Raw genomic sequence first — 25,176 nt, forward strand, 5'->3', positions numbered from 1 at the left:
GATGCCGATTGGGCTCCGCCCGTTTGGGCCTGAACCTGTCCACCGGACAGGTTCAGGGACGGCCCTCACCCCACGCCGGAGGCTATCGCAGTCTCTGCCCGACCTGACCTATTCGACAGGAGCGCTACCTATGGCCTTCAAACTGACCGACTACGAAGCCTATGATTTTGCCAATCGCCGCCATATCGGCCCCAGCCCGACCGAGATGCGCGACATGCTCAAGGTGATTGGCTTCAAGACGCTGGACCAGCTGATTGACGCGACGGTCCCACCGGCGATCCGGCAGAAAGACCCGCTGGACTGGGGTCCGGCGATGACGGAACGCGATGCGCTCTTTCACATGAAACAGGTGGCGGGCAAGAACAAGGTTCTGACCTCGCTGATCGGCCAGGGCTATCATGGCACCACCACGCCGGCGCCGATCCTGCGCAACATCCTGGAAAACCCGGCCTGGTACACCGCCTATACGCCGTATCAGCCCGAGATCAGCCAGGGTCGGCTTGAGGCGCTGTTGAACTTCCAGACCATGGTCAGCGACCTGACCGGGCTGGACGTGGCCAACGCCTCGCTTCTGGACGAAGCGACTGCGGCGGCGGAGGCGATGGCGATGGCCAAGCGCGGTGGCCGGTCCAAGGCCAACAACGCGGCTTTCTTTGTCGACCGCAACTGCCACCCGCAGACCATCGCGGTGATCAAAACCCGCGCCGAGCCTCTGGGCATCGACGTTCAGGTTGCCGATCCGGACACACTGGATGCAGGGTCAGTGTTTGGCGCCATCTTCCAATATCCCGGCACCCATGGCCATGTGCGCGACTTCACATCGGAAATCGCGGCGCTGCACGAACATAAAGCCATCGCCATCGTCGCCGCCGACATCCTGTCGCTGGCGCTGCTGAAATCGCCCGGTGAGATGGGCGCGGATATCGCTATCGGATCGACCCAGCGCTTTGGCGTGCCGATGGGGTATGGCGGGCCGCACGCGGCGTATATGGCGACCACCGACAAGCTGAAACGCTCGATGCCGGGCCGGATTATCGGCGTCAGCATCGACAGCCGGGGCAACAAGGCCTACCGCCTGTCGCTGCAAACCCGTGAACAGCATATCCGCCGCGAAAAGGCCAATTCCAACGTCTGCACCGCGCAGGCGCTGCTGGCGGTGATTGCCTCGATGTATGCCGTCTATCACGGCCCCGATGGCATCAAGGCCATCGCGCAATCAGTGCACCGCAAGACCTCGCGCCTGGCCGCCGGTCTGGAAGAGGCAGGCTTTGCGGTTGAGCCGGAGGTGTTCTTTGACACCATCACGGTTGAGGTCGGCCACCTGCAGAGCGTGGTGATGGAGGCCGCCGTGGCCCGGGGCGTCAACCTGCGCAAGGTGGGGACCAGCCGTGTCGGCATCAGCCTGGACGAACAGACCCGCCCCGAGACCATCGAGGCCGTCTGGGGCGCTTTTGGCATCGACAAGGCTGATGACAGTTCCAACAAGCTGTACCGCCTGCCCGATTACGCCCTGCGCGAAAGCGAATACCTGACCCATCCGATCTTCCACAAGAACCGGGCCGAGGCCGAGATCACGCGGTACATGCGCCGTCTGGCCGACCGTGATCTCGCTTTGGATCGCGCGATGATCCCGCTGGGATCGTGCACCATGAAGCTGAACGCGACGATCGAGATGATCCCGGTCACCTGGCCCGAGTTCGGCAATCTGCACCCGTTCTGCCCGCAGGATCAGGCGCAGGGTTATCATGAGATGATCGACGATCTGAACGACAAGCTGTGCCAGATCACCGGTTATGACGCGATCTCCCAGCAACCCAACTCGGGCGCGCAGGGGGAATATGCGGGGCTGCTGAGCATCCGCAATTACCACTTTGCGCGCGGCGAAGGGCACCGCAATGTCTGCCTGATCCCAACCTCGGCGCATGGCACCAACCCGGCCTCGGCGCAGATGGTGGGCTGGCAGGTGGTGCCGGTGCAGGCGGATGACAAGGGCAACATTGATCTGAATGACTTCCGCGCTAAGGCGGAAAAACATTCCGATCATCTGGCCGCCTGCATGATCACCTACCCGTCGACCCATGGCGTGTTCGAGACCACCGTGCAGGAGGTCTGCCAGATCACCCATGACCATGGCGGCCAGGTCTATATCGATGGCGCCAACATGAACGCCATGGTGGGCCTGTCGCGCCCCGGGGACATTGGCGGTGACGTCAGCCACCTGAACCTGCACAAGACCTTCTGCATCCCGCATGGCGGCGGCGGCCCCGGCATGGGTCCGATCGGCGTCAAGGCGCATCTGATCGAACACCTGCCCGGCCACCCGGAATACGGCAGTGCCGTGGGTCCGGTCTCGGCGGCGCCCTTCGGCTCGCCGTCCATTCTGCCGGTCAGCTGGGCTTATGTGCTGCTGATGGGCGGCGCTGGCCTGACCCAGGCCACCAAGGTGGCAATCCTGAACGCCAACTACATCGCCGCGCGGCTGGCTGAGGCCTATCCGATCCTCTACACGTCCGAGACAGGTCGGGTGGCGCATGAGTGCATTCTGGACACAAGACCCCTGGACGAGGCCGCCCATGTCAGCGTCGACGACATCGCCAAACGTCTGGTCGATAGCGGCTTCCACGCGCCGACCATGAGCTGGCCGGTGGCCGGAACCCTGATGGTCGAGCCCACGGAATCGGAACCCAAGGATGAGCTGGACCGCTTCTGCGACGCCATGCTGTCGATCCGCTCGGAAGCGCAGGACATCATCGACGGCAAGATCGATGCCGAGAACAACCCGCTGAAAAACGCCCCACACACGGTGCGCGATCTGGTCGGCGACTGGGACCGGCCTTACAGCCGCGAACAGGCCTGCTTCCCCCCGGGCTCGATGGGCGTCGACAAATACTGGTCCCCCGTAAACCGCGTCGACAACGCATACGGAGACAGAAACCTAATCTGCACATGCCCCCCAATGTCAGAATACCAAGACGCCGCAGAGTAAAGTTGAAATCAGGGTTCAAACCCCTCGGGCACGCCGAAAAGCGGCGTGTCCACACTGGTACCCGTCAGAGCGTTCAGGAAAGCAACCAATTCACTGATTTCACCGTCTGACAAGCTTATCGGGGTGATGTCGATCTGACGGCGTTGACGCGACATTTCGAACCGGTCGTCCCAGACCGCGAAATCGACCTGTTGCAACCACGGAACATTCGGCAGAGCGGCCATGTCGCGGGTCCAGTTGGTGAAGCTATATTCCGGGTTAAGGTGGTGGCGGATCATCGCCTCCAGATCGGGGAACGCGCCGTTATGGCCATAAGGGGCGGTCAGCGCCACATTGCGCAGCATTGGGGTGCGAAAACGATAGGCGTCCTCAAGACGATCACTTTCGCCCATCCGTCCGACATCGCGCATGTTTGGGTCCCATTGCCTTGTGCGGCCCGGCCCGAAGGGGGGCAGGGCCAGCGCGTGGAATATCTGATCCGACAGCAGCGGGCCAGAGTGGCAAGTGGCGCATTGCGCCTTGCCGTAGAACAGGGTCATCCCGGCCTTCTGGGCCGGCGATAGCGCCTCAGCATCCCCGGCCAGATAGTGATCAAACGCACTGTCCGTGCTGCGCCATTCCAGCGCCATGAACGCGGCCAGCGCGTTGGCGATCTGGGTGATGGTGATGTCTTCGGACTTGTCCACCTCGGCAAAGGCGTTGACCATCGCCGGGCTATAACGGGGATCGGTGCGGACGCGCTTGGCGATGATCGGCCAGCCCTTGTCGATGCGATCATGCACCGCGCCGGTCACCTCATTCTCGGCGACGTTTCCAGCCATTTCGAATTGCGCGGTCAGCGGGAATAGCGCCTGCGCCGCCAGCAGGGAGTTCAGCCCCTCGGGCAGCCATTCCTGCGCCGGGGAGTTAAAGCCGTTGCCATAGACATCCGAGATACTCAGGCGGCCGTCGTGGAACAGGGTGTGAATATCCTTGGCCCCGAGGTTCCAGAGCCCCGGCGCATTGCGCGGAATGCGTTTGCGGATCCGGTCAGCTCCGGTGCCGGGGGTGCGGTCGGGGCCCAGACCCTGCCCGCCTTCGCCGATGCCCAGCGACAACCCGTCGGAGGTGCCGAAATCGGGGTGGTGGCAATGGGCGCAGGCGATGTTGCGGTTACCCGACAGGATCGGATCGTAAAACAGTTGATGACCGATGGCGGCCTGTTCCATATCAAAGGATAGAAAGTCATCATCACTCAGCGGGCGCGGAAGCTCTTGCGCCGCAGCCACCCCGGCCCAGAGGAAAGCAACCCCATGCGCCAGTTTGTATTTGCCCTTTGCTGTCTTGCGACCCCGGCGCTGGCCGAGTTGGAACAGGCCCGCGATATGATGGAGGCCGGGGAGTTCGCGGCTGCGCGCGAGGAGCTTTGGCCTGCCGCGCGTTCTGGCAACGCCGAGGCCGAGGAACTGATCGGTGTAATGTACGGTCTGGGCCTTGGGGTCGAGCAGGATTACGAGCGTGCATTTGAGTGGTATCTGCGCGCCTCGATGAAGGGCCACCCGGGGGCGCAGTCCGGGATCGGCTGGTATTATGAGCTGGGTCTGGGAATGCCCGCGCCCGATTTGGTGCGGGCGTATATGTGGTACACGCTCAGCGCCATTGGCGGCGATCCCGATGCGGCAATCAGCCTTGAGGAAGTGGTCAAGAAAATGTCGCCGGAGCAGATCGAGAAAGCGCATGTTCTGGTCAACGACTACAAAGGGTGGATGTACCCGTTTCGGTAAGGACCGGGCCCGAAAGCCCGGCACCATGGCTCAGTTCAGGTCCGCATCGCGGGATGCGTTCACATCCGCCTCAGCTGCGGCAACAGCCTCGGTCAGGGCGGTGAACACTTCGTCCCCGCGCGCCACGTTGGACTGGAACCAGGCATAAACCGGGGTCGCGGCCTCTTTGAACGCGGCTTTCTGATCAGGCGTCGGCACATAGAGGTCGCCGCCACCGGCAACGAAATCCTCATAGGCCTGGATCGACTTGCGCTTGGGCGACGCGAACGTGGCCTGTTGCAGCGCATAGAACCCGTCGACCATCACGCGGCGCATGTCTTCGGGCATCTCCTGGAACTTGGCGTTGTTCATCCACCACAACGCACCCATATAGGCGTGACCGTCCAGGGTGACATATTGCAGGCCTGCATCGGGGAATTTCATGCCCATGATGTCGGTGATACCGTTCTTGGACCCTTCAACCACGCCGGTCTGGAAACTGGTAAACAGTTCCGGCCAAGGGATTGGGGTGGGCGAGGCGCCAAGCGCTTTGACCAGCTCTTGCGGCAGGTCGGCGACCACGGTGCGGATTTTCAAGCCTTCCATATCCGCAGGCTCGGCCACGCGGCGCTGAGTGTTGGCAAAGTTGCGCCAGCCGCCGGTGTTGCCAATGGTCATCAGGCGGATCGCGCCACCGGAATCCTCCAGCGCCATGTCGCGCATCGTGCGGGTGAAATCGCCCGACAGAACATGCTCGGCAATCCGGTCATCGGCCATCAGATAGGGCAAGTCCAGAACCTGCACGTAAGGAAAGATGCCCGAAGCCCCGCCCGAGGTCGAAATATAGATGTCGATGGTGCCGTCAGCCACGCCCTGCAGGCATTCGGCCCCGTTCGAACACAGCTGCGTGCCGATGAACAGTTCGACCTCGATCGCGCCGTTCGACGCCGCCTCGACATAGTTCTTGAAAACGATCAGACCGTCATAGTCTTCGTCGTTTTCGTTCGAGTTCGCCGTGGCGCGCAGCGTATAATCGGCGGCCGTTGCCGCGATTGCGGATGCGGCGACCAGCGATGTCGCCACCGCCGCCGTCTTGATGAAACTTCTGAGCATGCGTTTCCTCCCTGTGGTACTCAGTTTGCAAATCCCGTTATGCGTGGGATCGTCATGGATAGTGCGGGGACATAGGTGATCAAAAAGATCACTATGATTTCGACGGCCAGGAACGGCAGAATGGCTTTGGCAATGGTCTCCACCCGTTCCCGCGACACGGCGGCGGCCACGAACAGGACCAACCCCATCGGTGGCGTCGCCAGACCGACGGTCAGGTTGACGCTCATGATGATGGCGAAATGGATCGGGTCAACGCCGAGGCTGGTAAAGATCGGGGCCAGGATCGGGCCCAGGATGATAATTGCCGGACCTGCATCCAGAAACATGCCGACAATGAACAAAAGCAGGTTGATCAGGAACAGCAGGATCAGCGGATTGTCCGACAGGCTGAGGATCAGCTGCGCCAGTTGTTCCGGCGCGTGGCTGAGGCTGACCACGGTTTTGAACGCCATAGCCGCACCCACCAGCAGCAATACAACCGCCGAGGTCAGGCCCGCATTGCTGAGGATCTCGGGCACCTCTTTCAGGGTCAGCGTGCGTAGCACGAAGAAGCCGATCAGGAACGCATAACCGACGGCCACGGCGGCGGCCTCGGTTGGGGTGAAGATACCGCCCAGAATACCACCCAGAATGATCACCGGTGTCAGCAAAGGAAAGAACGCCTTTAGGCTGGCTTGCCCGCGTTCGCCCCAAGTGTATTTGCGACTGGCGACGGGGAAATCATACTTGTCGGCCATGAACTTGATCATCAGCATCAGGCCGACGCCAACCATGACACCCGGCACGATACCGGCCAAAAACAGTGCCGCCACGCTTTCACCCATCACATAGGCATAGATGATCATGATGCCCGAGGGCGGAATGATCGGGCCAATAACGGAACTGGCCGCCGTGATCGCCGCAGCAAACCGTCGGGTATAGCCCTGTTTCTCCATCGCCGGGATCAGCATCGATCCTAACGCCGAAGTGTCTGCCACTGCTGAACCCGAAAGCCCTGCAAACAGGATCGAGCTGAGGACATTCACATGCGCCAGACCGCCCCGCAGATGCCCCATCAGGGCCTGGGCGAATTCGACCAGACGGATGGTGATGCCGCCGCAATTCATCAGCTCTCCGGCCAGCATGAAGAAGGGGATGGCCATCAGCGGAAAGCTGTCCATGCCGTTATAGACATTGCGGTACAGCAGCGTGATGTCGTTGGTCTGGCCGTTCAGCCACAGCAGGATGCCCGGTGCTGCAAGCAGCGCGAAAAAGACCGGCAGACCGATCAGCAGGAAGACCAGAAAAGTCGGCAGGAACCATATCAGCATCTATTCAGCCCCCACGGGTGCATCAGCGATTTCCGGCAACAGATCACCGCCGCCCAGCATTTTGATGATCGCGCGCAGGATCAGTTCGATATTGACCGAGATCAGTAGGACCACCCCAACCAACAGCGAGGCCATCATCCAACTGCGGGGAATGCGGTACCATTCATCAAACCCGAGGGATGTGGGCAGATACAAAGCTGCAGTGGCGAATTTGCCGCCAAAGCCGGTCACCTCGGACCAGCCAATCCGAACCGCGACCAGCAGCACCGCAAGGGATACCAGCATCAGAAGGATGTTCAGCATTTGGCCGATCGCGCGCGGCAACATCATGGGGACCATATCGATGGCGACAAAGCCGCCGCGCCGAAACGCGGTGGGTGCCATCAGGCCGGTCATCCACAGCATGCAGAAGCGAGCAGCTTCATCCGGCCAGGGCAGGGCATTGCCCAAGACGTATCGAAAGAACACCTGAATCAGGATTGCGATCACCATGAATGCAATCGCAACGATACCAACCGCGCGGCCCAGACGCAGCGCGGTTTCGTTCACGAATGCAATCGGCGCGAGCACCGATGCCAGTCCGCCCATGCGGATCCTCCCTATTTCAGCTGCGGGTTTGCCCCGCAGTCGTCATATCGCGCTTATTGATGCGCGAATTGGCCGAATTTCCCGGCGTAAAAGGTCAGCGCGTCTCCGTCCGCCATGCTGACCTTGAGAACTTTTCCAACAACAATAACGTGATCGCCTGCGTCGTGATACGCATGCTGCTCGCATTCAAACCGCGCCAGACAGTCCGGCAACAACGGGGTGCCGTTTTCGCACCGCATGTGGTCGATGTCCCGCAGCGCATGGGCGTTCCTTGAGCATCCAAAGCATAACTCGGCCTGTTCAGCTGACAGAACATGGACGCTGAAATGACGTGCTTTGTGGAAATAGGGGAACCGGCGCGAGGTTCGGTCGCCGGCCCACATGATCAGTGGCGGGTCCAGCGAAAGCGAGGAAAAGCTGTTGGCAGTGATACAGATCGGCCCATCATCGCTGTTGCAGGTGACGATGGTGACGCCCGTGGCAAAGCGGCCAAAGGCATCGCGCAGAGTGCGGGTATCTTCCTTATGCGGAACAAATGTATGGGCCATGTCCTTGGAGATTGCGTTCATCATGGAACCTCGTGCCCCAGCGCCGCTTCATAGAGGCGGAACCAGCTTTCACGATCCAGTTTGACGTTCAGCGCATCTGAGATGCGTTTGATGCGGTCCAGATTGTTTGTACCCAGAACCGGCAGGATGCCCGAGGGGTGAGCCAGCAAAAAGGCCACTGCGACTGCGGCGCGGTCCACGCCGAATTCTTCGGCAATCTCATCCGCAACCAGCCCGACCGGTGGGTTACCAGCCATCAGCACCCCGCCACCCAAGGGAGACCAGGCCATGACCGGCTGCCCATGCTGCTGGTGAAAGGCCAGATCCCCATTGGTGAAGGGGGCAACCTGACCCAGAGATATTTCGATCTGATTGGTGACCAGTGGCGTTTTCATCGCCGATTGCAGCAGGTCCCAATCCCACGGGCGGAAGTTCGACACGCCGACCGCGCCAACCTTGCCGCTGGCGACAATCTCATCCAAGGCGGTCCCAGTTTCCCGGTGATCCATGAACGGATCAGGGCGGTGGATCAGCAGCAGATCGATGTGGTCGATGGCCATTTCGGTCAGCGAAGTTTCGACCGACTTCAGAATATGCCCGCGCGATGTGTCATAGTATTTGACCCTGGCATCAGCATAGCGGCCGCAGGGCGCGACAATGTCACATTTGGTGACAATCTCCATCTTCTGGCGCAGGCCGGGGTTGGCGCGCAGGGCATTGCCCAGAACCGCCTCGGCCCCGTAATCGCCGTAGATATCGGCCTGATCGAAGGTAGTGATTCCCTGATCCAGACAGGCCTGAATCTTGGCCTCGACATGCTGTGCCGCGGTGTTGTCGTCATCGCCCAGCCGCCACATGCCATAGACCAGACGGCATAGTTCCAGCGTGTCGGATAGTTTCACACGTTGCATCAGCGGCGTTCTCCGTTGCCCAGCGGTGTCGCCGGGGTGGTTTTGGGCACGCGCCCGTATTCCTCGGGAAGCGAGCAGGTTTTCAGGTTTGGCATCAACCGGGCACCGAAATGGCGGGCTTCGTCCAGGTGCGGGTAGCCTGAGAAGATGAAGGCGCGGATGCCCATCTTTTGATAATCCTCGATCTTGGTCATGACCTGATCGGTGGAGCCGACTAGTGCGGCACCGCAGCCTGACCGCGCCCGACCCACGCCTGTCCAAAGACCCGGTTCGACATAGCCGTATTCATCCGCCAGATCGCGGTTCTTGGCCTGATGCGCCACACCCAGCGAGGTGGAATCCAGCGCCCGTTCGCGGATGGCGCGACCGTATTCGTCATCCAGCTTGGACACGATGTAATCCGCGTATTCCTGCGCTTCGACCTCGGTGTCGCGGACGATCATGTGCACACGCAACCCGTAGTCCAGCGTTCGGTTGTAATTTTCGGCGACTGCGTGGACGGCCTGCATCCTTCCGGCCAGCTGATCCTTGGTTTCCGGCCACATCAGGTAGACGTCACAATGTTCGCCGCACAGGTCCAACGCTGACGGGGAATACCCGCCGAAATACAGCAGCGGACCGCCTGTTTGATAAGGTTTTGCCGGATCGGTGGTCAGGCCCGAGAAATTATAGACCTCACCTGCATGGTTGATCTCATCCTGCGTCCAGGCCTGTTTCAGGATCTCTACCACCTCGCGTGAGCGCTGATAGCGGAACGCGCTGTCGTCCTTTTCGCCCGGAAAATCCGAGCTGATGATATTCACCGTCAGGCGACCCTTCAGCATGTGGTCCAGCGTGGCGATGGTGCGGGCCAGCATGATCGGCTGCATCTCACCGCAGCGCACGGCGGCCAGCAGGTTGATCTTGTCGGTGATCGGCGCGCAACCAGCCACAAAGCTCAGTGTGTCCTGCCCGACCTGATAGGAGGACGGGCACAGGATATTGCGGAACCCTTGCGCTTCGGCCTCTTTGACGATGCCGGAACAATGATCCCAGCTGGAGCGCAGATCGCCGTCCGGAACCCCAAGAAACTGATAATCGTCCGAACACAGAGCCGCGAACCAGGACACTTCGGCTGCGTCCATATCGGGGGATGTGATGGGGACGACTGTCATATGATTCTCTTTCTGCAGCTGATTTGCTTTTTCTCTTGCGTAGCAACCGCATTGATGTAGATCAATAGTGTATCAATTTTTCCTGCGACCGAGTGAAGCGCCCTCACGTGTCCCCAGCCACCCGAAACCCCAACGCCCTGCCGGTGTACATCCAGATCGCTGAGCTACTGATCCGCGATATTGCTGCGGGTCGTCTGATCGATGGCGAACGTCTGCCACCCGAGCGTGAGATGGCAGCCGAGCTTCAGGTCTCGGTCGGGACATTGCGAAAATCGCTCGCTGAGCTTGAGAAAAAGGGCATGCTGCAGCGCGTCCAGGGCTCGGGCAATTACATCCGTGAGACCGGGACCCAGAACAGCGTCTATGCGATGTTCCGGCTGGAACTGCCCGAAGGCGGCGGCCTGCCGCGTGCCGATATCCTGTCGGTGGATCAATTGGACAAGCCTGCTGATCTGCCGCAATTCGGGGCCTCAGACCGGGGATCGCGGGTTCGGCGGATGCGCTATTTGAATGACACAATTATCGCCGTCGAGGAAATCTGGTTGGACGAATCAGCCGGATGGATCGATCAGGCGCAGCTGTCGGACTCGTTGTATCGCTTTTATCAGCACCAGTTAGGGTTCTGGATCACGCGGGCCGAAGATCGGGTGACCGTGCGACCTCTGCCAGAGTGGACACCGCCTGATTTCAACAAACCCGTCGGCCAGATGGCGGGGTATATTGAACGGTTCAGCTGGTCAGACAGGCCAGAGCCGGTTGAGTTTTCAAAAACCTGGTTCGATCCGGATCGGGCCACCTACGTCCAACGTCTGAAGTAAAAGGAAACGCGTATGACCCGGACCATCCACTACGGGCTGATCGGATGCGGTATGATGGGGCAGGAGCATCTGCACAATATCGCCCTGCTGGAGGGTACGCGTGTCGCGGCAATCTTTGAGCCCGACGCGGACATGGCCAAAGCGGCACAAGAGATCGCTCCGGACGCGGTCATGGTTGCCTCGGTTCATGAGCTTTTGGCCGTCGAAGACCTTGACTGTCTGGTCATCTCCAGCCCTAACCATCTTCATGTGGATCAGATCGATCAGATCGCTCGGACGCGCCCCTTGCCCTTGCTGGTGGAAAAGCCGCTCTTTACCGATCCGGGGGATGCCGCGCGGCTTGAGGTGTTGCAGCACAGCTATCACCAGCCGATCTGGGTGGCGATGGAGTATCGCTATATGCCGCCAATCGCCGCGCTGATTTCCGAGGTGCAGGCTACCGGTGGCGTCAAAATGCTGTCGATCCGCGAACATCGCTTTCCGTTTCTGGAAAAGGTTGGCGATTGGAACCGGTTCAACCGCAATACCGGCGGAACATTTGTCGAGAAATGCTGTCACTTCTTTGACCTGATGCGGTTGATCCTGCAATCCGACCCGGTGCGCGTGACCGCGAGCGGCGGTCAGGCGGTCAATCATCTGGACGAGAGCTATGCGGGCGAGGTGCCGGATATTCTGGACCACGGCTATGTCATCGTCGATTTCGCTTCGGGCGCCCGCGCGATGCTGGAGCTGTGCATGTTCGCCGAAGGATCGCGGTATCAGGAGGAGATCTCGGTGATCGGACCTGAGGCCAAGATTGAGGCGCTGGTGCCAGGGCCGGGGCGGTTCTGGCCGGATCATCTGGGCGAACCGCCGGTCCCGCAAGTGATCGTCAGCCCACGTGACCCAAAGGGGCCTGTGGTCAAGGATATCCCGGTCGACCCAACCCTGTTGGCTGCGGGCGACCATAACGGGTCCACGTTTTACCAGCATCAAGGGTTCCTTGCGATGCTGCGCGGCGAGAAGCATCAGCCGGACGTCACCTTGCAAGACGGGCTTTGGTCGGTGCGGATGGGCCTAGCGGCACAACGGTCGATTGAGACCGGGGAAACGGTCCTATTGGGCGCATCTACGCGTTAATACCCCGTCAGGATTTCGCCGATCGGAAACACGCGTTCCGGAATCGAACGGTGTTTGATGTCGTTTTCCGCTTTCAGGACGTCTTTTTCGCTTGCTGCGCCGCAGCGGGGTTTCTAGGTGTGGCGGTGGGACACCCCTCCCCAACGAGGGGCGTGTATCTGGAAGGATAATACACATGACTATCGAACAAACGGCGTCGCGCGACGCCGCGCGCAAACCTGACCAGCGGCCGGCCAACCCGCGTTTTTCCTCGGGCCCCTGCGCCAAACCCCCCACATTTGAACTGACCAAACTGGCCGATGCCGCGCTGGGCCGGTCGCACCGTGCCGCCGTTGGCAAGGGCAAGCTGAAGGCGGCCATCGAAGGCACGCGTGAAGTGCTGGGCATTCCGGCAGATTACAAGATCGGCATCGTTCCCGCGTCCGACACCGGCGCGGTTGAGATGGCACTGTGGTCGCTGCTGGGCGAACGCAAGGTCGAAATGCTGTCCTGGGAGAGCTTTGGCGCTGGCTGGGTAACCGATGTGGTCAAGCAGCTGAAAATCGAGGCCGAAATCAAGACCGCCGACTATGGTCAGATCGTTGACCTGGCGACTGTCAATTTTGCCAATGACGTTGTCTTTACGTGGAATGGCACGACTTCGGGCGTGCGTGTTCCCAACGGCGATTGGATCGCCGATGACCGTCAGGGCCTGACAATCTGTGACGCGACCTCGGCGGCCTTTGCCATGGACCTGCCCTGGGATAAGCTGGATGTGACCACGTTCAGCTGGCAAAAGGTTCTGGGTGGCGAGGCCGCACATGGGATGCTGATTCTAAGCCCCCGCGCGGTGGAGCGACTGGAAAGCTATACGCCCGCATGGCCCCTGCCCAAGATTTTCCGCCTGACCAAAGGCGGCAAGCTGATTGACGGCATCTTCACCGGTGCCACGATCAACACACCGTCGATGCTGGCGGTTGAGGACTATCTGTTCGCGCTGGACTGGGCGCGCTCGGTTGGCGGGTTGCACGGCCTGATCGCCCGTGCGGATGCCAATGCCGGTGCGGTGCATGGCTTCTGCGCGCAAAATGACTGGATCGCCAATCTGGCCGCTGATGACGCGACGCAGTCGAACACATCCGTGTGCCTGAAATTCACCGATGCGCGTATTCAGGATGGGGCGGTGTTTGCCAAAGCTGTGGCGAGACGACTTGAGGCCGAGAGTATCGCTTTGGATATCGGCGCCTATCGCGACGCCCCTGCGGGTCTGCGCATCTGGTGCGGTGGCACGGTCGAGACCTCGGATATTGAGGCGATGCTGCCCTGGCTGGCCTGGGCCTTCGAGGCCGAGATCGCTGCGCAAACGGTTGCGGCCTGACCAAGAATTTTCGTCGAAAATTCTGGGCCGCATCAGGCCCGGACAATTCCCAAATATCAAGGACCAGAGATATGGCCCCTAAAGTACTCGTTTCCGACAAGCTCAGCGAAACTGCTGTTCAGATCTTCCGTGATCGTGGCATCGACGTGGATTTCATGCCCGACCTCGGCAAGGACAAAGACAAGCTGGCCGAAGTGATCGGTCAATATGACGGCCTCGCGATCCGCTCGGCCACAAAGGTCACGCCCACGTTGCTGGAACATGCGGACAAGCTGAAAGTCATTGGCCGCGCCGGGATCGGCACCGACAATGTCGACAAGGACGCAGCCAGCAAGAAAGGCGTGATCGTGATGAACACGCCATTTGGCAACATGATCACCACTGCCGAGCATGCGATTGCGATGATGTTCGCCGTGGCGCGGCAAATCCCCGAGGCCAGCACCTCGACCCATGCGGGTAAATGGGAAAAGTCCAAGTTCATGGGGATTGAGCTGACCAACAAGACCCTTGGCGTGATCGGCGCGGGCAACATTGGCGGTATCGTGTGCGAACGGGCGCTGGGCCTGAAGATGAAGGTTGTCGCCTATGATCCCTATTTGGGCGAAGAGAAAGCCGCCAAGATGGGCGTGGAAAAGGTTGAGCTGGATGAGCTGTTGGCCCGCGCGGATTTCATCACCCTGCATGTCCCGCTGACCGATCAGACCCGCAATGTTCTGAGCCGTGAGAACCTGTCCAAGACCAAACCCGGCGTGCGTATCGTCAACTGTGCCCGTGGTGGTCTGGTTGACGAAGAGGCGCTGGCCGAGATGTTGCAATCCGGCCATGTCGCCGGGGCCGCTTTTGACGTGTTCAGCGAAGAACCGGCCAAGGAAAACGCGCTGTTCAACCTGCCCAACGTGGTCTGCACGCCTCACTTAGGTGCAGCCACGACCGAAGCGCAGGAAAACGTGGCGCTGCAGGTGGCCGAGCAGATCTCGAACTACCTGCTGACCGGGGCTGTTGAGAACGCGCTGAACATGCCGTCCGTCACCGCCGAAGAAGCCAAGGTCATGGGGCCGTGGATCAAACTGGCCGGACATCTGGGCAGCTTCATCGGTCAAATGACGGATGAGCCGATCAAGGCGATCAACATTCTCTATGACGGTGTCGCAGCTGAGATGAACCTTGCTGCGTTGAACTGTTCGGCCGTGGCCGGGATCATGAAAAAGTTCAACCCGGAGGTGAATATGGTTTCAGCCCCGGTTGTGGCCAAGGAACGCGGGATCAAAATCTCGACCACCAATCAGGACAAATCGGGTGCCTTCGAGGGGTACATCAAGGTCACTGTCGTGACCGAAAAGCGCGAGCGTTCCATCGGTGGCACGGTGTTCAGCGACGGCAAGCCGCGCTTCATCCAGATCAAAGGTATCAATATCGACGCCGAGGTCGGCGCGCATATGCTCTACACCACCAACGAGGATGTCCCGGGTATCATCGGTGCGTTGGGCCAGACCATGGGTGCAAGCGATGTGAACATCGCCAACTTTACCCTTGGCCGGTCCGAAGCGGGCGGCGAAGCGATTGCGCTGCTGTATGTCGACGAACCGGTGCCAGCCGAAGCGCGCGCCAAATTGGCCGAGACTGGCCTGTTCACGCAGATCAAACCGCTGGAATTCGACGTCGCCTGATAGTCAGGCGTAGAAATCGTGACCTGTTCGATGCCCGCGCTGTTAAATGCGCGGGCATCGTCTTTTGTCGGCGGCCCAATTGAGGCACAAGACCTGTAACCAATTTGAAAGGGCTCCGGTTTGACAACTTCGATCTATGCCGTTGGTGACATCCACGGGCAGCTGGGCATGCTGCAAAACGCGCTGTCCCGGATTGAGGCGGATGGCGGACCGGATGCGCGCGTCGTGTTTCTGGGGGATTATGTCGACCGGGGACCGGACAGCCGCGCCGTGCTGGACCTGCTGATCGCCGGGCAACAGGCGGGGCGAAACTGGGTGATGGTCAAGGGCAACCACGACCGGATGATGGCTCGCTTCGTGCAGGAGCGAGAGATCGCGGACAAGCAGTTGCCGATCACTCTAAACTGGCTGAATCCCCGGCTTGGAGGCCGGAACACGCTGGCGTCTTACGGCGTCGAGGTCACGGATAACGACCGAATCTATCAGGTGCATGAACGCGCCTGTGCCGCCGTTCCACCCGCGCATCTGGATTTTATCAATGCCCTGCCGGCTTATCATCAAGAGGGTGACCTGCTGTTCGTTCATGCGGGCATTCGGCCCGGTATCCCCTTGGCGCAGCAATCCGAGGACGATCTGGTTTGGATCCGGCAGGAATTTCTGGCCGAATCCGACCCGCATCCCTGGCTGATCGTGCATGGCCACACCCCTGTTGATGCGGCGGAACATTGCGGCAACCGGATCAATCTGGATGCGGGCGCGGGCTATGGCCGTCCCTTGGCCGCAGCTGTGTTCGAGGGCCGTCAGTGTTGGTTGCTGACCGAACGGGGACGGAAGCCGCTAAAGCCTATTTTTGCGTAAACAGGTCCTTGTAGCTGTCGCGCAGCACGTTTTTCTGCACCTTGCCCATGGTATTGCGCTGCAGCGCGTCCACCACGAACAGCTTGCGCGGATGTTTGAACCGGGCCAATTGGCTTTGCACGTTGGCCAGAATAACCTCGGGGTCGGGTGACTGGCCTGGTTCGGCCACCAGTATGCCCACAACCGCCTCACCGTAATCCGGGTGTGGCACGCCAATCACCGCGCTTTCCAACACACCGGGCTGGTCGTCCAGAACAAGCTCGATCTCTTTGGGATAGATGTTGTAGCCGCCCGAGATGATCAGATCCTTGCCGCGCCCGACGATGTGGACATAGCCATCTGCGTCCACGCGCCCCAGATCGCCGGTGATAAAGAACCCATCCTCGCGCAGTTCGGCGGCGGTTTTCTCGGGCATCTGCCAATAGCCGTCGAACACGTTGGGTCCGCGCACCTCGATGATGCCGATCTTGCCCTGCGGCAGGGTTTCGCCCGTGTCAGGGTCGGTGACTTTTAGTTCGACATCCGGCAGGGGGAACCCGACCGTCCCGGCGCGGCGTTCGCCATCATAGGGGTTCGAAGTGTTCATGTTGGTCTCGGTCATGCCATAGCGTTCCAGGATGCGGTGACCGGTGCGGCCCTGAAACCGTTCATGGGTTTCCGCCAGCAATGGGGCTGAGCCCGAGATAAACAGCCGCATATGCCGCGCCAGATCGCCAGTGAACCGATCATCGCCCAACAGGCGGGTGTAGAAGGTCGGAACCCCCATCATCGATGTCACCTGAGGCATCAACCGCAGAATGTCATCCAGATCGAACTTCGGCAGGAAGACCATCGATCCGCCCGAGGCCAGAATTACATTCGTGGCCACAAACAGACCGTGTGTGTGAAAGATCGGCAAGGCATGCAGCAGCACGTCGTCTTGTGTAAAGCGCCACTGCTGCACCAGAGTTTCGGCGTTCGACAGCAGGTTGTTCTGCGTCAGCATTGCGCCTTTTGACCGCCCCGTCGTGCCCGACGTGTAGAGGAACGCGGCCAGATCGCCCGACCCGCGCTGAACCGGCGCAAAGGCGGGCAACATTCCCAGCGCGCGGCGCATCAGGCTGCCCGATCCATCACCATTCAGCGTCTCTAACTGGGCATTGTTTGCCTGTGCAATAGGGGTCAGCCCGGCTTCTGTGGCGCAGTCGCAGACCACCAGCGCCGCGCCGCTGTTTTCAACGAAATAGCGAAGCTCGGCCGTGGTGTAGGCGGTGTTCAACGGCAGAAAGATCAGTCCGGTCTGCGCGCATGCAGCATACAGCGCCAGCGCCTCGGGCGATTTCTCGACCTGCACGGCCACACGGTCTCCGGGCTCCAGCTCATACCCGTTGAGCGCATTGGCGATCCGCGAAGCCATGTCCAGAAAGGCAGCGTGGGTCAGGGTTTGGCCGTTGGGCAGATGCAGAAACGGCGTGTCTTTGCCCGCGTGAATGCCAAACAAACGGTCATAAAGCGGATTGCCCATGTCGTCTTCCTTTTGCACCGGGTGGATTCAATGCGAATCTGTCTTGGATTGGAAAGAGGGTAAAGCCCCCGCGGTCAGAAATCAGGCCGCCAGTCAGAATTCCGTGGTCATGCGATACCCGGCCGCAAAGAACATCTTGGCAAAGGTCACGGGCTGTCCCTGCAACCAGGTGATCCGCTCGCCGGTGAAAACAGGATCACCAACGGGCATATCCAAAAACCCCGCAAGCGTCGCATCGGCACGGCTGGCCATGAAGCTCAGCTCAACATTGGTGAAAGGCACGGTCTGGATCAGCCATTCATTTGGTCCGATCTGCGAGAAATCAGCCTGTTCCACTTGCGGGACCGAGGCGGTGACAATCCAGCGATCCTCGTATTGGAACGGGGTATTGCCGTTGAAATGCATACACCGCACATGCATCATGCCTTGGTTCGGACTTAACGCCAGGCGCGCGTTCAACCACTCGGGCGCGGGTTCCGATCCGGCAGAGACCAACGCATAGCGATAGGTGCCGCCCAAGGCCTCAACCTCATCCCGGACCATGGGGATGGTGAACCGCGCTTGTCGCTGCGGCGCGCTTAGAACGCGGGTTCCGGCCTTGCGGCGGCGTTCCAGATAGCCCTCGTCCGCCAGTTCCCGCAGCGCACGATTGACCGTGGTGCGGGTGCAGGAGAACTCAACCGCAAGCGCCTCTTCGTTTGGAAGCAGCGAGTCCGGTTGCCATTGCCCCGACCGAATACGTTCAAGCACGGTGAGTTTGATGTCTTTATAACTGGTTGTGTCGCTGGTCTGGGCCATGGTGCCTTACCCTTAGACCGAGGCCAGCAGACCCGCAATCGCGGATCGGTATGCTGGGATGATCTGATCCCGCGCGATGTGGCGACCCTGTTGCACCGTATGGCGTCCGGCGCTCCACAGATCGGTCACCAACCGGTCAGGTGCGGCAAAACACAGCCCGTCCAGCAGTTGATCGTCGCGCAGCGCGCAAAGCGTAGGGTGAGAGCGGTCAATGGCCACCAGATCTGCCAGTTTTCCTGTGGCGATCTCACCCGAGTCGCGACCAAGGGCCTGCGCGCCGCCCCGCGCGGCCCCTGTATAAAGTGCATGACCAACCGAACCTTCGTCTTTGACCATGACCGCACGCTCATGATCCCGCAGCCGTTGCGAGTATTCCAGCGTGCGCAGCTCCTCGGGTAAGGAAATTCGCACATTAGAGTCGGATCCAATACCAAACCGACCCTCTTCGGCAATGTACCGCGCGCCGTTGAAGGTGCCGTCGCCTAGATTGGCCTCGGTGATCGGGCACAGCCCTGCCACGGCCCCCGACCGGGCCAGCCCGTGTGTTTCGTCATCTGTCATGTGCGTCGCGTGGATCAGGCACCACCGGGCGTCAACATCGGCGTTGTCCAGTAACCATGCCACCGGGCGCTGGCCCAACGTGGCCTGAACATCGTCAATCTCTTTCAGCTGTTCGGCGATATGGATGTGGACTGGTCCGTCAGGTTGCGCCTGCAGAACCCTGCGCAAATCGGCTGGGGACACCGCCCGTAGCGAATGCGGGGCGATGCCAATTTCAGAATCTGAGTGGGGCAGGCCAGCGCGGCATCCTTCGACCAGAGTCAGAAACCGGTCTACGTCATTACCAAACCGCAGCTGACCACCCGTAAGAGGGGCCTGTGTGACGTTGCCATATGTATAGAGCACTGGCAGATGAGTCAGGCCAATACCGGTGTGATCCGCCGCCGCAAAGATACGCTGGCTTAGTTCCGACAGCTGATCGTAAGGCGCGCCGCCGGGCTGATGATGGACATAGTGGAACTCTCCGACTGCGGCGTAACCGGCCTCCTGCATCTCCAAGAACACCAGCGCGGCAATGGCTTCGATCTGCTCGGGCGTGAGGCGATCCAGAAACCGGTACATCAGGTTGCGCCAGGTCCAAAAGCTCTCGCGCCCTGCCGCGCGCATTTCGGTCATGCCAGCCATGGCGCGCTGAAAGGCGTGGCTGTGCAGGTTTCCCAGCGCCGGCAGCAAAACACCCACCTGGGTGTCTTCAGGTGCAGCACGAACGTCCGTTTGCACGCCGACAATGCGCCCATCGCCGATTTCGACCCGAACATCGTTGAACCAGTCAGGACCTAACAAGGCAGATTTGGCATACACCGACATGATGTTTCCATTTTGTGTAGACTTTATAAAGTTACACGTATACGAAATGATTTGCCAAGAGGGGAGGTCAAAAAGAAACGCCATGACAGGAAAAACAGTCCTTACCAGTGCTCGGATCGCCACGATGACAAACAGCGCCACGCCTTATGGCCTGCTCCAGGATGCGGCCATCGCCTCGGACGGAACAGATATCGTCTGGGTTGGTGCGCGACAGGGCTTGCCCACGGAATACGCGGAATGGCCAGTTGAGGATTTTGGCGACCGGTTGATCACACCCGCCCTGATCGATGCGCACACCCATGTCGTCTTTGGCGGTAACCGCGCGCAAGAGTTTGAGATGCGCCTGAACGGTGCCTCTTATGAAGAGATCGCGCGCGCCGGGGGCGGTATCCTGTCCACCGTCAACGCCACACGGTCAGCCAGCGAAGAGACGTTGTTGTCAGATGCGCTGACGCGGGTGGATGCGTTGATCGCCGAAGGTGTCAGCACCATTGAAATCAAGTCCGGCTATGGGTTGGACGCCGAGACCGAGCTAAAGATGCTGCGCGTCGCCCGACGCATTGGTGACGCCCACCCGGTTCGGATCAGAACCAGCTTTTTGGGAGCGCATGCCGTGCCACCCGAATTTGCCGCCCAACCGGATGAATACATCCGCGAGGTTTGCATCCCCACGCTGCGCGAGGCCCATGCACAGGGTCTGGTGGATGCGGTAGACGGGTTTTGCGAAGGGATCGCGTTCACCCCCTCTCAGATCGCGCAGGTCTTTGATGTGGCGCAGGAACTTGGCCTGCCGGTTAAATTGCATGCAGAACAGCTGTCAAATCTTGGCGGCGCACAGTTGGCGGCCTCTTACGGGGCGCTGTCTGCGGACCATATCGAGTATCTGGAGGCTGATGGTGTGTTGGCGATGGCGCAAGCAGGGACTGCAGCCACGCTGTTGCCGGGCGCGTTCTACACGCTGCGCGAAACACAATTGCCACCGGTGGATCTGTTGCGTCAGCAAGGAGTCCCGATAGTCCTGGCGACAGATTGCAACCCCGGATCGTCGCCTTTGACCTCACTGTTGCTGACGATGAATATGGGCTGCACCCTGTTCCGGCTGACACCGGAGGAGGCGCTGTTGGGGGTCACCCGAAACGCTGCCCGCGCGCTGGGGTTGGCGGAACAGGGCACCGTCGCACCCGGGCAGCGCGCCGATCTGGCGGTATGGGATATCGAACACCCGGCCGAACTGGCGTATCGCGTCGGCTTCAACCCCCTATACAAACGTATCTTCGGAGGCCTGGCATGACGCCCCTGATGCTGGTGCCTGGGCAGGTTACCCTGTCGCAATTGGCGGAAATCTATTGGCAAGAGGCCACGGTATCACTGGATGTGAGCTGTAAACCTAAGGTCGAAGATGCGTCGCGGCGCATACAGATAGCCGCCGCTGGTAAAGAGCCTGTCTATGGGGTCAATACCGGCTTTGGAAAACTGGCTAGCCTGAAGATTGCCGCCAAAGACACCTCGACCCTTCAGCGCAATCTGATCCTTAGCCATTGCTGCGGTGTGGGCCCGGCTGTGTCACGGCGTGTGACCCGGCTGATGATGACGCTCAAACTATTGTCCTTTGGGCGCGGCGCCTCGGGTGTCCGATGGGAGCTGATTGAGCTGCTTCAGCAGATGCTGGCCCATGGGGTCACACCGGTTATCCCGGCGCAAGGTTCGGTTGGGGCCTCGGGCGATCTTGCCCCGCTGGCTCATATGACAGCCGTGATCATCGGCGCAGGTGAGGCTGAGGTGAACGGCGAAACCCTGCCTGGTGATCAAGCCCTGAGATCCGTTGGGTTAGAGCCTGTTGAACTGGGTCCCAAAGAGGGGCTGGCTTTCATTAACGGCACACAGTTTTCAACCGCTTTCGCCCTGGCTGGTCTGTATGAGGGCTGGCGGGCGGCACAGAGCGCCCTGGTTATTTCGGCCCTGTCCACCGATGCGATCATGGGGTCGACCGCACCGCTGCAGCCTGAAATCCACACGCTGCGCGGGCATCGTGGCCAGACCGAGGCCGCCAGTGCCATGCGGGCTGTGCTAGACGGGTCGGAGATCCGCGAAAGCCACCGCGATGGCGACACGCGTGTTCAAGACCCGTATTGCATCCGGTGCCAGCCGCAGGTCACGGGTGCTGCGATGGACGTGCTGCGGCAGGCCGCTGCCACGCTTGAGATCGAGGCCAATGCTGCCACCGATAATCCGCTGGTTCTGACCGAGGCGGGTACTATCGTTTCGGGCGGGAACTTTCATGCTGAACCCGTGGGATTTGCCGCCGATATGATCGCGCTGGCCGTGTCCGAGATCGGAGCGATCGCGCAGCGGCGGATCGCTTTGATGGTGGATCCGACTCTCAGCTTTGATCTACCGCCGTTTTTGACGCCGGAACCGGGGCTGAATTCCGGTCTGATGATCGCTGAAGTGACCACCGCCGCGTTGATGAGCGAAAACAAGCACCTCGCCAACCCCTGCGTAACCGACAGCACGCCAACCTCGGCCAATCAGGAGGATCACGTGTCCATGGCCGCCCACGGTGCACGGCGTCTGACCCGAATGGTCGAGAACCTAAGTTACATTCTAGGCGTCGAACTGCTCTGTGCCGCGCAAGGGGTGGAGTTTCGCGCACCCTTAGCCACCAGTACACCGTTGCAGCAAGTCATCACCCGGTTGCGCGTCGATATCCCACCGCTGGTCGAGGATCGCTATATGGCACCTGATCTGGAGAGCTCCAAAAAGCTGGTGGCGGACGGCGCAATCCTTCAGGCCGTCGGCACTGTCATGCCTGGGCTGGTGTGATGCAGGAGGTCAGCATACATAAGGGGCGGGGCCCAATAGTCTTGGGACAGCCTCATGGTGGAACCTTTGTTCCAGACGAGATCTTCGCGCGCCTGAACCAAACCGGGCAGGCGTTGGCAGACACGGATTGGCACATAAACAGGCTCTATCAAGGGATTATCGGTGATGCGACTGTGGTTCAGTCCCATGTTCACCGCTACGTAATCGACGCCAACCGTGATCCCGAAGGGGCTTCGCTGTATCCGGGTCAGAACACAACGACCCTTGTGCCGCTCACGGATTTTGAGGGGGATCCAATTTGGCAAGGCGGGCAGGAACCGTCAGCCGATGAGGTCGAGGATCGGCGACGAAGATACCACTTGCCCTACCACAGTGCGTTGCAACAGGAATTACAGCGCGTGCGCGACCAGAATGGGGTGGCGGTTTTGTTCGACTGTCATTCGATCCGCAGCCACATTCCCTTTCTATTCGAGGGTACTTTGCCGGACGTGAATATTGGAACTGACGGTGGCGTGACCTGTGCGTCGGAAATCGAGTCTATCACACATGAATTTGCGGCTTCGTCACCCTATAGCGCTGTCCTGAACGGGCGTTTCCGGGGCGGATGGACGACCCGGCACTACGGCCGTCCGGCTGACGGGGTACATGCCATTCAGATGGAACTGGCGCAGTCCACCTACCTGACCGCCGAAGCCGCCCCTTGGGACTATGACCCTGTCAAAGCCGATCGCCTGCGCCGATGGCTGCGCGACATCCTGGACGCCATCCAAGACACAGCATTGGAGCTTACGCCATGACCGATCCCCGCAAAAACACCCGCGACATTTATCCGCCAACCGGGCCCGAGCTGAATGCCAAAAGCTGGCTGACCGAGGCACCGCTGCGGATGCTGATGAACAACCTGCACCCGGATGTGGCCGAAAACCCGCATGAGTTGGTGGTCTATGGCGGCATTGGCCGCGCCGCCCGCACATGGAAGGATTTCGACACTATCGTGGCCGGTTTGAAGGATCTGGAAGAGGATGAGACGCTGATCGTCCAGTCCGGCAAGCCGGTGGCAATCATCCGTACTCATACGGACGCGCCGCGAGTGTTGATTGCCAATTCCAACTTGGTGCCGCATTGGGCGACTTGGGATCACTTCAATGAGCTCGATAAAAAGGGCCTGATGATGTACGGCCAGATGACCGCAGGTTCGTGGATCTATATCGGCACGCAAGGCATCGTTCAGGGCACCTATGAGACATTCGCAGAGGCCGGACGGCAGCATTACGACGGCGACCTGACAGGCAAGTGGATTCTGACCGGAGGCTTGGGCGGCATGGGCGGTGCGCAACCACTGGCTGCTGTCTTTGCCGGGGCCTGCTGTCTTGCGGTCGAGTGCAACCCGGACAGCATCGATTTCCGCCTGCGCACCAAATACCTCGACGACAAGGCCGAAACGCTGGACGAAGCGCTGGAGATGATCGACCGCTGGACCAAGGCGGGTGAGGCAAAATCCGTGGGCCTGCTGGGCAACGCGGCTGAAGTTTTTCCCGAAATCTTTCAGCGTATGGTCGCCGGTGGGATGCGCCCGGACATCGTCACGGACCAGACCAGCGCGCATGACCCGATCAATGGTTATCTGCCTTTGGGCTGGTCCATGGCGCAGTGGCGTGAAAAGCGGGAAACAGAGCCTAAAGCGGTGGAAAAGGCTGCGCGTGCCTCGATGAAGCAGCATGTTGCGGCGATGGTGGACTTCTGGAATGCGGGTGTGCCAACCTTGGACTATGGCAATAACATCCGACAGGTGGCGCAGGATGAGGGGCTAGAAAACGCCTTTGCCTTCCCCGGCTTTGTCCCCGCCTATATCCGCCCGCTGTTCTGCCGGGGCGTTGGCCCGTTCCGCTGGTGTGCCCTGTCAGGCGACCCCGAGGATATCTATAAGACCGATGCCAAGATGAAGGAGCTGTTCCCCGAGAATGACCACCTGCATCGGTGGTTGGATATGGTTCGGGACCGGATCGCCTTTCAGGGACTTCCGGCTCGCATCTGTTGGATAGGGTTGGGGGACCGCCACCGTGCCGGGCTGGCGTTCAACGAAATGGTGGCCAATGGCGAACTGAGCGCGCCGGTGGTCATCGGCCGCGACCATCTGGACAGCGGCTCGGTCGCCAGCCCTAATCGTGAGACTGAGGCGATGCTGGATGGTTCGGACGCCGTGTCCGACTGGCCTCTGCTGAATGCGCTGATCAATACGGCCAGCGGGGCAACCTGGGTGTCACTGCATCACGGCGGTGGTGTCGGTATGGGCTTTAGCCAGCACTCAGGGGTGGTGATCTGTGCTGACGGCACCGACGACGCCGCGCGGCGGTTGGAACGCGTGTTGTGGAACGATCCTGCCTCGGGCGTGTGGCGGCATGCGGATGCGGGCTATGACATTGCAAAAGACTGTGCCCGGGAACACGGGCTGCGTTTGCCTGGCATTTTGGGATAGCTCTGTGCGAACAGGCTCTGGCGAATTTGCGGCACC

The 25,176-nt window shown here is 60.3% G+C and carries 21 protein-coding genes; 11 read left to right on the forward strand and 10 right to left on the reverse strand.

Going from position 1 to position 25,176, the window contains the following annotated elements; translation table 11 throughout:
• Nucleotides 1-130: 130 nt before the first annotated feature.
• A complete protein-coding gene (gene gcvP, locus SJY13_RS16420) occupies nt 131-2,986 on the forward strand; it encodes an aminomethyl-transferring glycine dehydrogenase (protein WP_377192351.1) in 2,856 nt (951 codons plus the stop codon).
• A gap of 8 nt (nt 2,987-2,994) precedes the next feature.
• Here gcvP and SJY13_RS16425 read toward each other — a convergent pair whose 3' ends face one another.
• Nucleotides 2,995-4,194: a cytochrome-c peroxidase gene (locus SJY13_RS16425; RefSeq protein WP_377192353.1), complete on the reverse strand. Its 1,200-nt coding sequence runs from the start codon at nt 4,192-4,194 to the stop codon at nt 2,995-2,997.
• 84 nt (nt 4,195-4,278) lie between these two features.
• Between SJY13_RS16425 and SJY13_RS16430 the strand changes: the two genes are divergently transcribed.
• A complete protein-coding gene (locus tag SJY13_RS16430; protein ID WP_377192355.1) occupies nt 4,279-4,749 on the forward strand; it encodes a tetratricopeptide repeat protein in 471 nt (156 codons plus the stop codon).
• Nucleotides 4,750-4,779: 30 nt separating this feature from the next.
• On the opposite strand, the gene SJY13_RS16435 is transcribed toward SJY13_RS16430, so the two are convergent.
• The 6 genes from SJY13_RS16435 to SJY13_RS16460 are packed head-to-tail and all read right to left on the reverse strand — an operon-like array spanning nt 4,780 to nt 10,352.
• Entirely contained in the window at nt 4,780-5,841 is a 1,062-nt protein-coding gene (locus tag SJY13_RS16435; protein ID WP_377192357.1) for a TRAP transporter substrate-binding protein, read from the reverse strand.
• 20 nt (nt 5,842-5,861) lie between these two features.
• On the reverse strand, nt 5,862-7,151 hold the full coding sequence (locus SJY13_RS16440) for a TRAP transporter large permease (RefSeq protein ID WP_377192359.1): 1,290 nt from the start codon (nt 7,149-7,151) through the stop codon (nt 5,862-5,864).
• The gene (locus SJY13_RS16445; protein WP_377192361.1) at nt 7,152-7,739 is read right to left on the reverse strand and encodes a TRAP transporter small permease; all 588 of its coding nucleotides are present in this window, start codon (nt 7,737-7,739) and stop codon (nt 7,152-7,154) included.
• Nucleotides 7,740-7,792: 53 nt separating this feature from the next.
• Nucleotides 7,793-8,308, reverse strand: a complete 516-nt coding sequence (locus SJY13_RS16450) for a flavin reductase family protein (RefSeq protein ID WP_085823498.1) — start codon at nt 8,306-8,308, stop codon at nt 7,793-7,795.
• Entirely contained in the window at nt 8,308-9,198 is an 891-nt protein-coding gene (locus SJY13_RS16455) for an aldo/keto reductase (RefSeq protein ID WP_377192363.1), read from the reverse strand. The genes SJY13_RS16450 and SJY13_RS16455 overlap by 1 nt, the downstream gene beginning before the upstream one ends.
• Complete coding sequence (locus tag SJY13_RS16460; RefSeq protein ID WP_377192365.1) at nt 9,198-10,352, reverse strand: LLM class flavin-dependent oxidoreductase; 1,155 nt, start codon at nt 10,350-10,352, stop codon at nt 9,198-9,200. Before SJY13_RS16460 ends, SJY13_RS16455 begins: the two co-directional genes overlap by 1 nt.
• Before the next feature lie 107 nt (nt 10,353-10,459).
• Here SJY13_RS16460 and SJY13_RS16465 point away from each other — a divergent pair, with 107 nt between their 5' ends.
• From SJY13_RS16465 to SJY13_RS16485, 5 genes are all read left to right on the forward strand, one after another.
• The gene (locus SJY13_RS16465; protein ID WP_377192367.1) at nt 10,460-11,170 is read left to right on the forward strand and encodes a GntR family transcriptional regulator; all 711 of its coding nucleotides are present in this window, start codon (nt 10,460-10,462) and stop codon (nt 11,168-11,170) included.
• 12 nt (nt 11,171-11,182) lie between these two features.
• Nucleotides 11,183-12,289 (forward strand): Gfo/Idh/MocA family protein, encoded by a 1,107-nt coding sequence (locus SJY13_RS16470; protein ID WP_377192369.1) that lies wholly within the window; start codon nt 11,183-11,185, stop codon nt 12,287-12,289.
• Between the two features lie 175 nt (nt 12,290-12,464).
• Entirely contained in the window at nt 12,465-13,646 is a 1,182-nt protein-coding gene (locus SJY13_RS16475) for a phosphoserine transaminase (RefSeq protein WP_377192371.1), read from the forward strand.
• A gap of 71 nt (nt 13,647-13,717) precedes the next feature.
• On the forward strand, nt 13,718-15,313 hold the full coding sequence (gene serA / locus SJY13_RS16480) for a phosphoglycerate dehydrogenase (protein ID WP_377192373.1): 1,596 nt from the start codon (nt 13,718-13,720) through the stop codon (nt 15,311-15,313).
• Nucleotides 15,314-15,433: 120 nt separating this feature from the next.
• Nucleotides 15,434-16,171 (forward strand): metallophosphoesterase family protein, encoded by a 738-nt coding sequence (locus SJY13_RS16485; protein ID WP_377192375.1) that lies wholly within the window; start codon nt 15,434-15,436, stop codon nt 16,169-16,171.
• Here the strand turns inward: SJY13_RS16485 and SJY13_RS16490 are convergent.
• From SJY13_RS16490 to SJY13_RS16500, 3 genes are all read right to left on the reverse strand, one after another.
• Entirely contained in the window at nt 16,158-17,675 is a 1,518-nt protein-coding gene (locus SJY13_RS16490) for a malonate--CoA ligase (RefSeq protein ID WP_377192377.1), read from the reverse strand. The genes SJY13_RS16485 and SJY13_RS16490 overlap by 14 nt on opposite strands.
• A 93-nt stretch (nt 17,676-17,768) precedes the next feature.
• A complete protein-coding gene (locus SJY13_RS16495; RefSeq protein WP_377192379.1) occupies nt 17,769-18,473 on the reverse strand; it encodes a GntR family transcriptional regulator in 705 nt (234 codons plus the stop codon).
• Nucleotides 18,474-18,485: 12 nt separating this feature from the next.
• Entirely contained in the window at nt 18,486-19,841 is a 1,356-nt protein-coding gene (locus SJY13_RS16500; RefSeq protein WP_377192381.1) for a formimidoylglutamate deiminase, read from the reverse strand.
• A gap of 82 nt (nt 19,842-19,923) precedes the next feature.
• Here SJY13_RS16500 and hutI point away from each other — a divergent pair, with 82 nt between their 5' ends.
• Genes hutI through hutU form a run of 4 tightly spaced genes read left to right on the forward strand, consistent with a single transcriptional unit; the run spans nt 19,924 to nt 25,140 of the window.
• Entirely contained in the window at nt 19,924-21,132 is a 1,209-nt protein-coding gene (hutI, locus tag SJY13_RS16505; RefSeq protein ID WP_377192383.1) for an imidazolonepropionase, read from the forward strand.
• Entirely contained in the window at nt 21,129-22,664 is a 1,536-nt protein-coding gene (gene hutH / locus SJY13_RS16510; protein ID WP_377192385.1) for a histidine ammonia-lyase, read from the forward strand. The genes hutI and hutH overlap by 4 nt, the downstream gene beginning before the upstream one ends.
• Nucleotides 22,664-23,461, forward strand: a complete 798-nt coding sequence (hutG, locus tag SJY13_RS16515) for an N-formylglutamate deformylase (protein WP_377192387.1) — start codon at nt 22,664-22,666, stop codon at nt 23,459-23,461. The genes hutH and hutG overlap by 1 nt, the downstream gene beginning before the upstream one ends.
• The gene (hutU, locus tag SJY13_RS16520) at nt 23,458-25,140 is read left to right on the forward strand and encodes a urocanate hydratase (RefSeq protein ID WP_377192389.1); all 1,683 of its coding nucleotides are present in this window, start codon (nt 23,458-23,460) and stop codon (nt 25,138-25,140) included. Before hutG ends, hutU begins: the two co-directional genes overlap by 4 nt.
• Nucleotides 25,141-25,176: the final 36 nt, after the last annotated feature.

This window comes from Ruegeria meonggei, from assembly GCF_042768335.1.
Classification (GTDB): Bacteria; Pseudomonadota; Alphaproteobacteria; order Rhodobacterales; family Rhodobacteraceae; genus Ruegeria; species Ruegeria meonggei.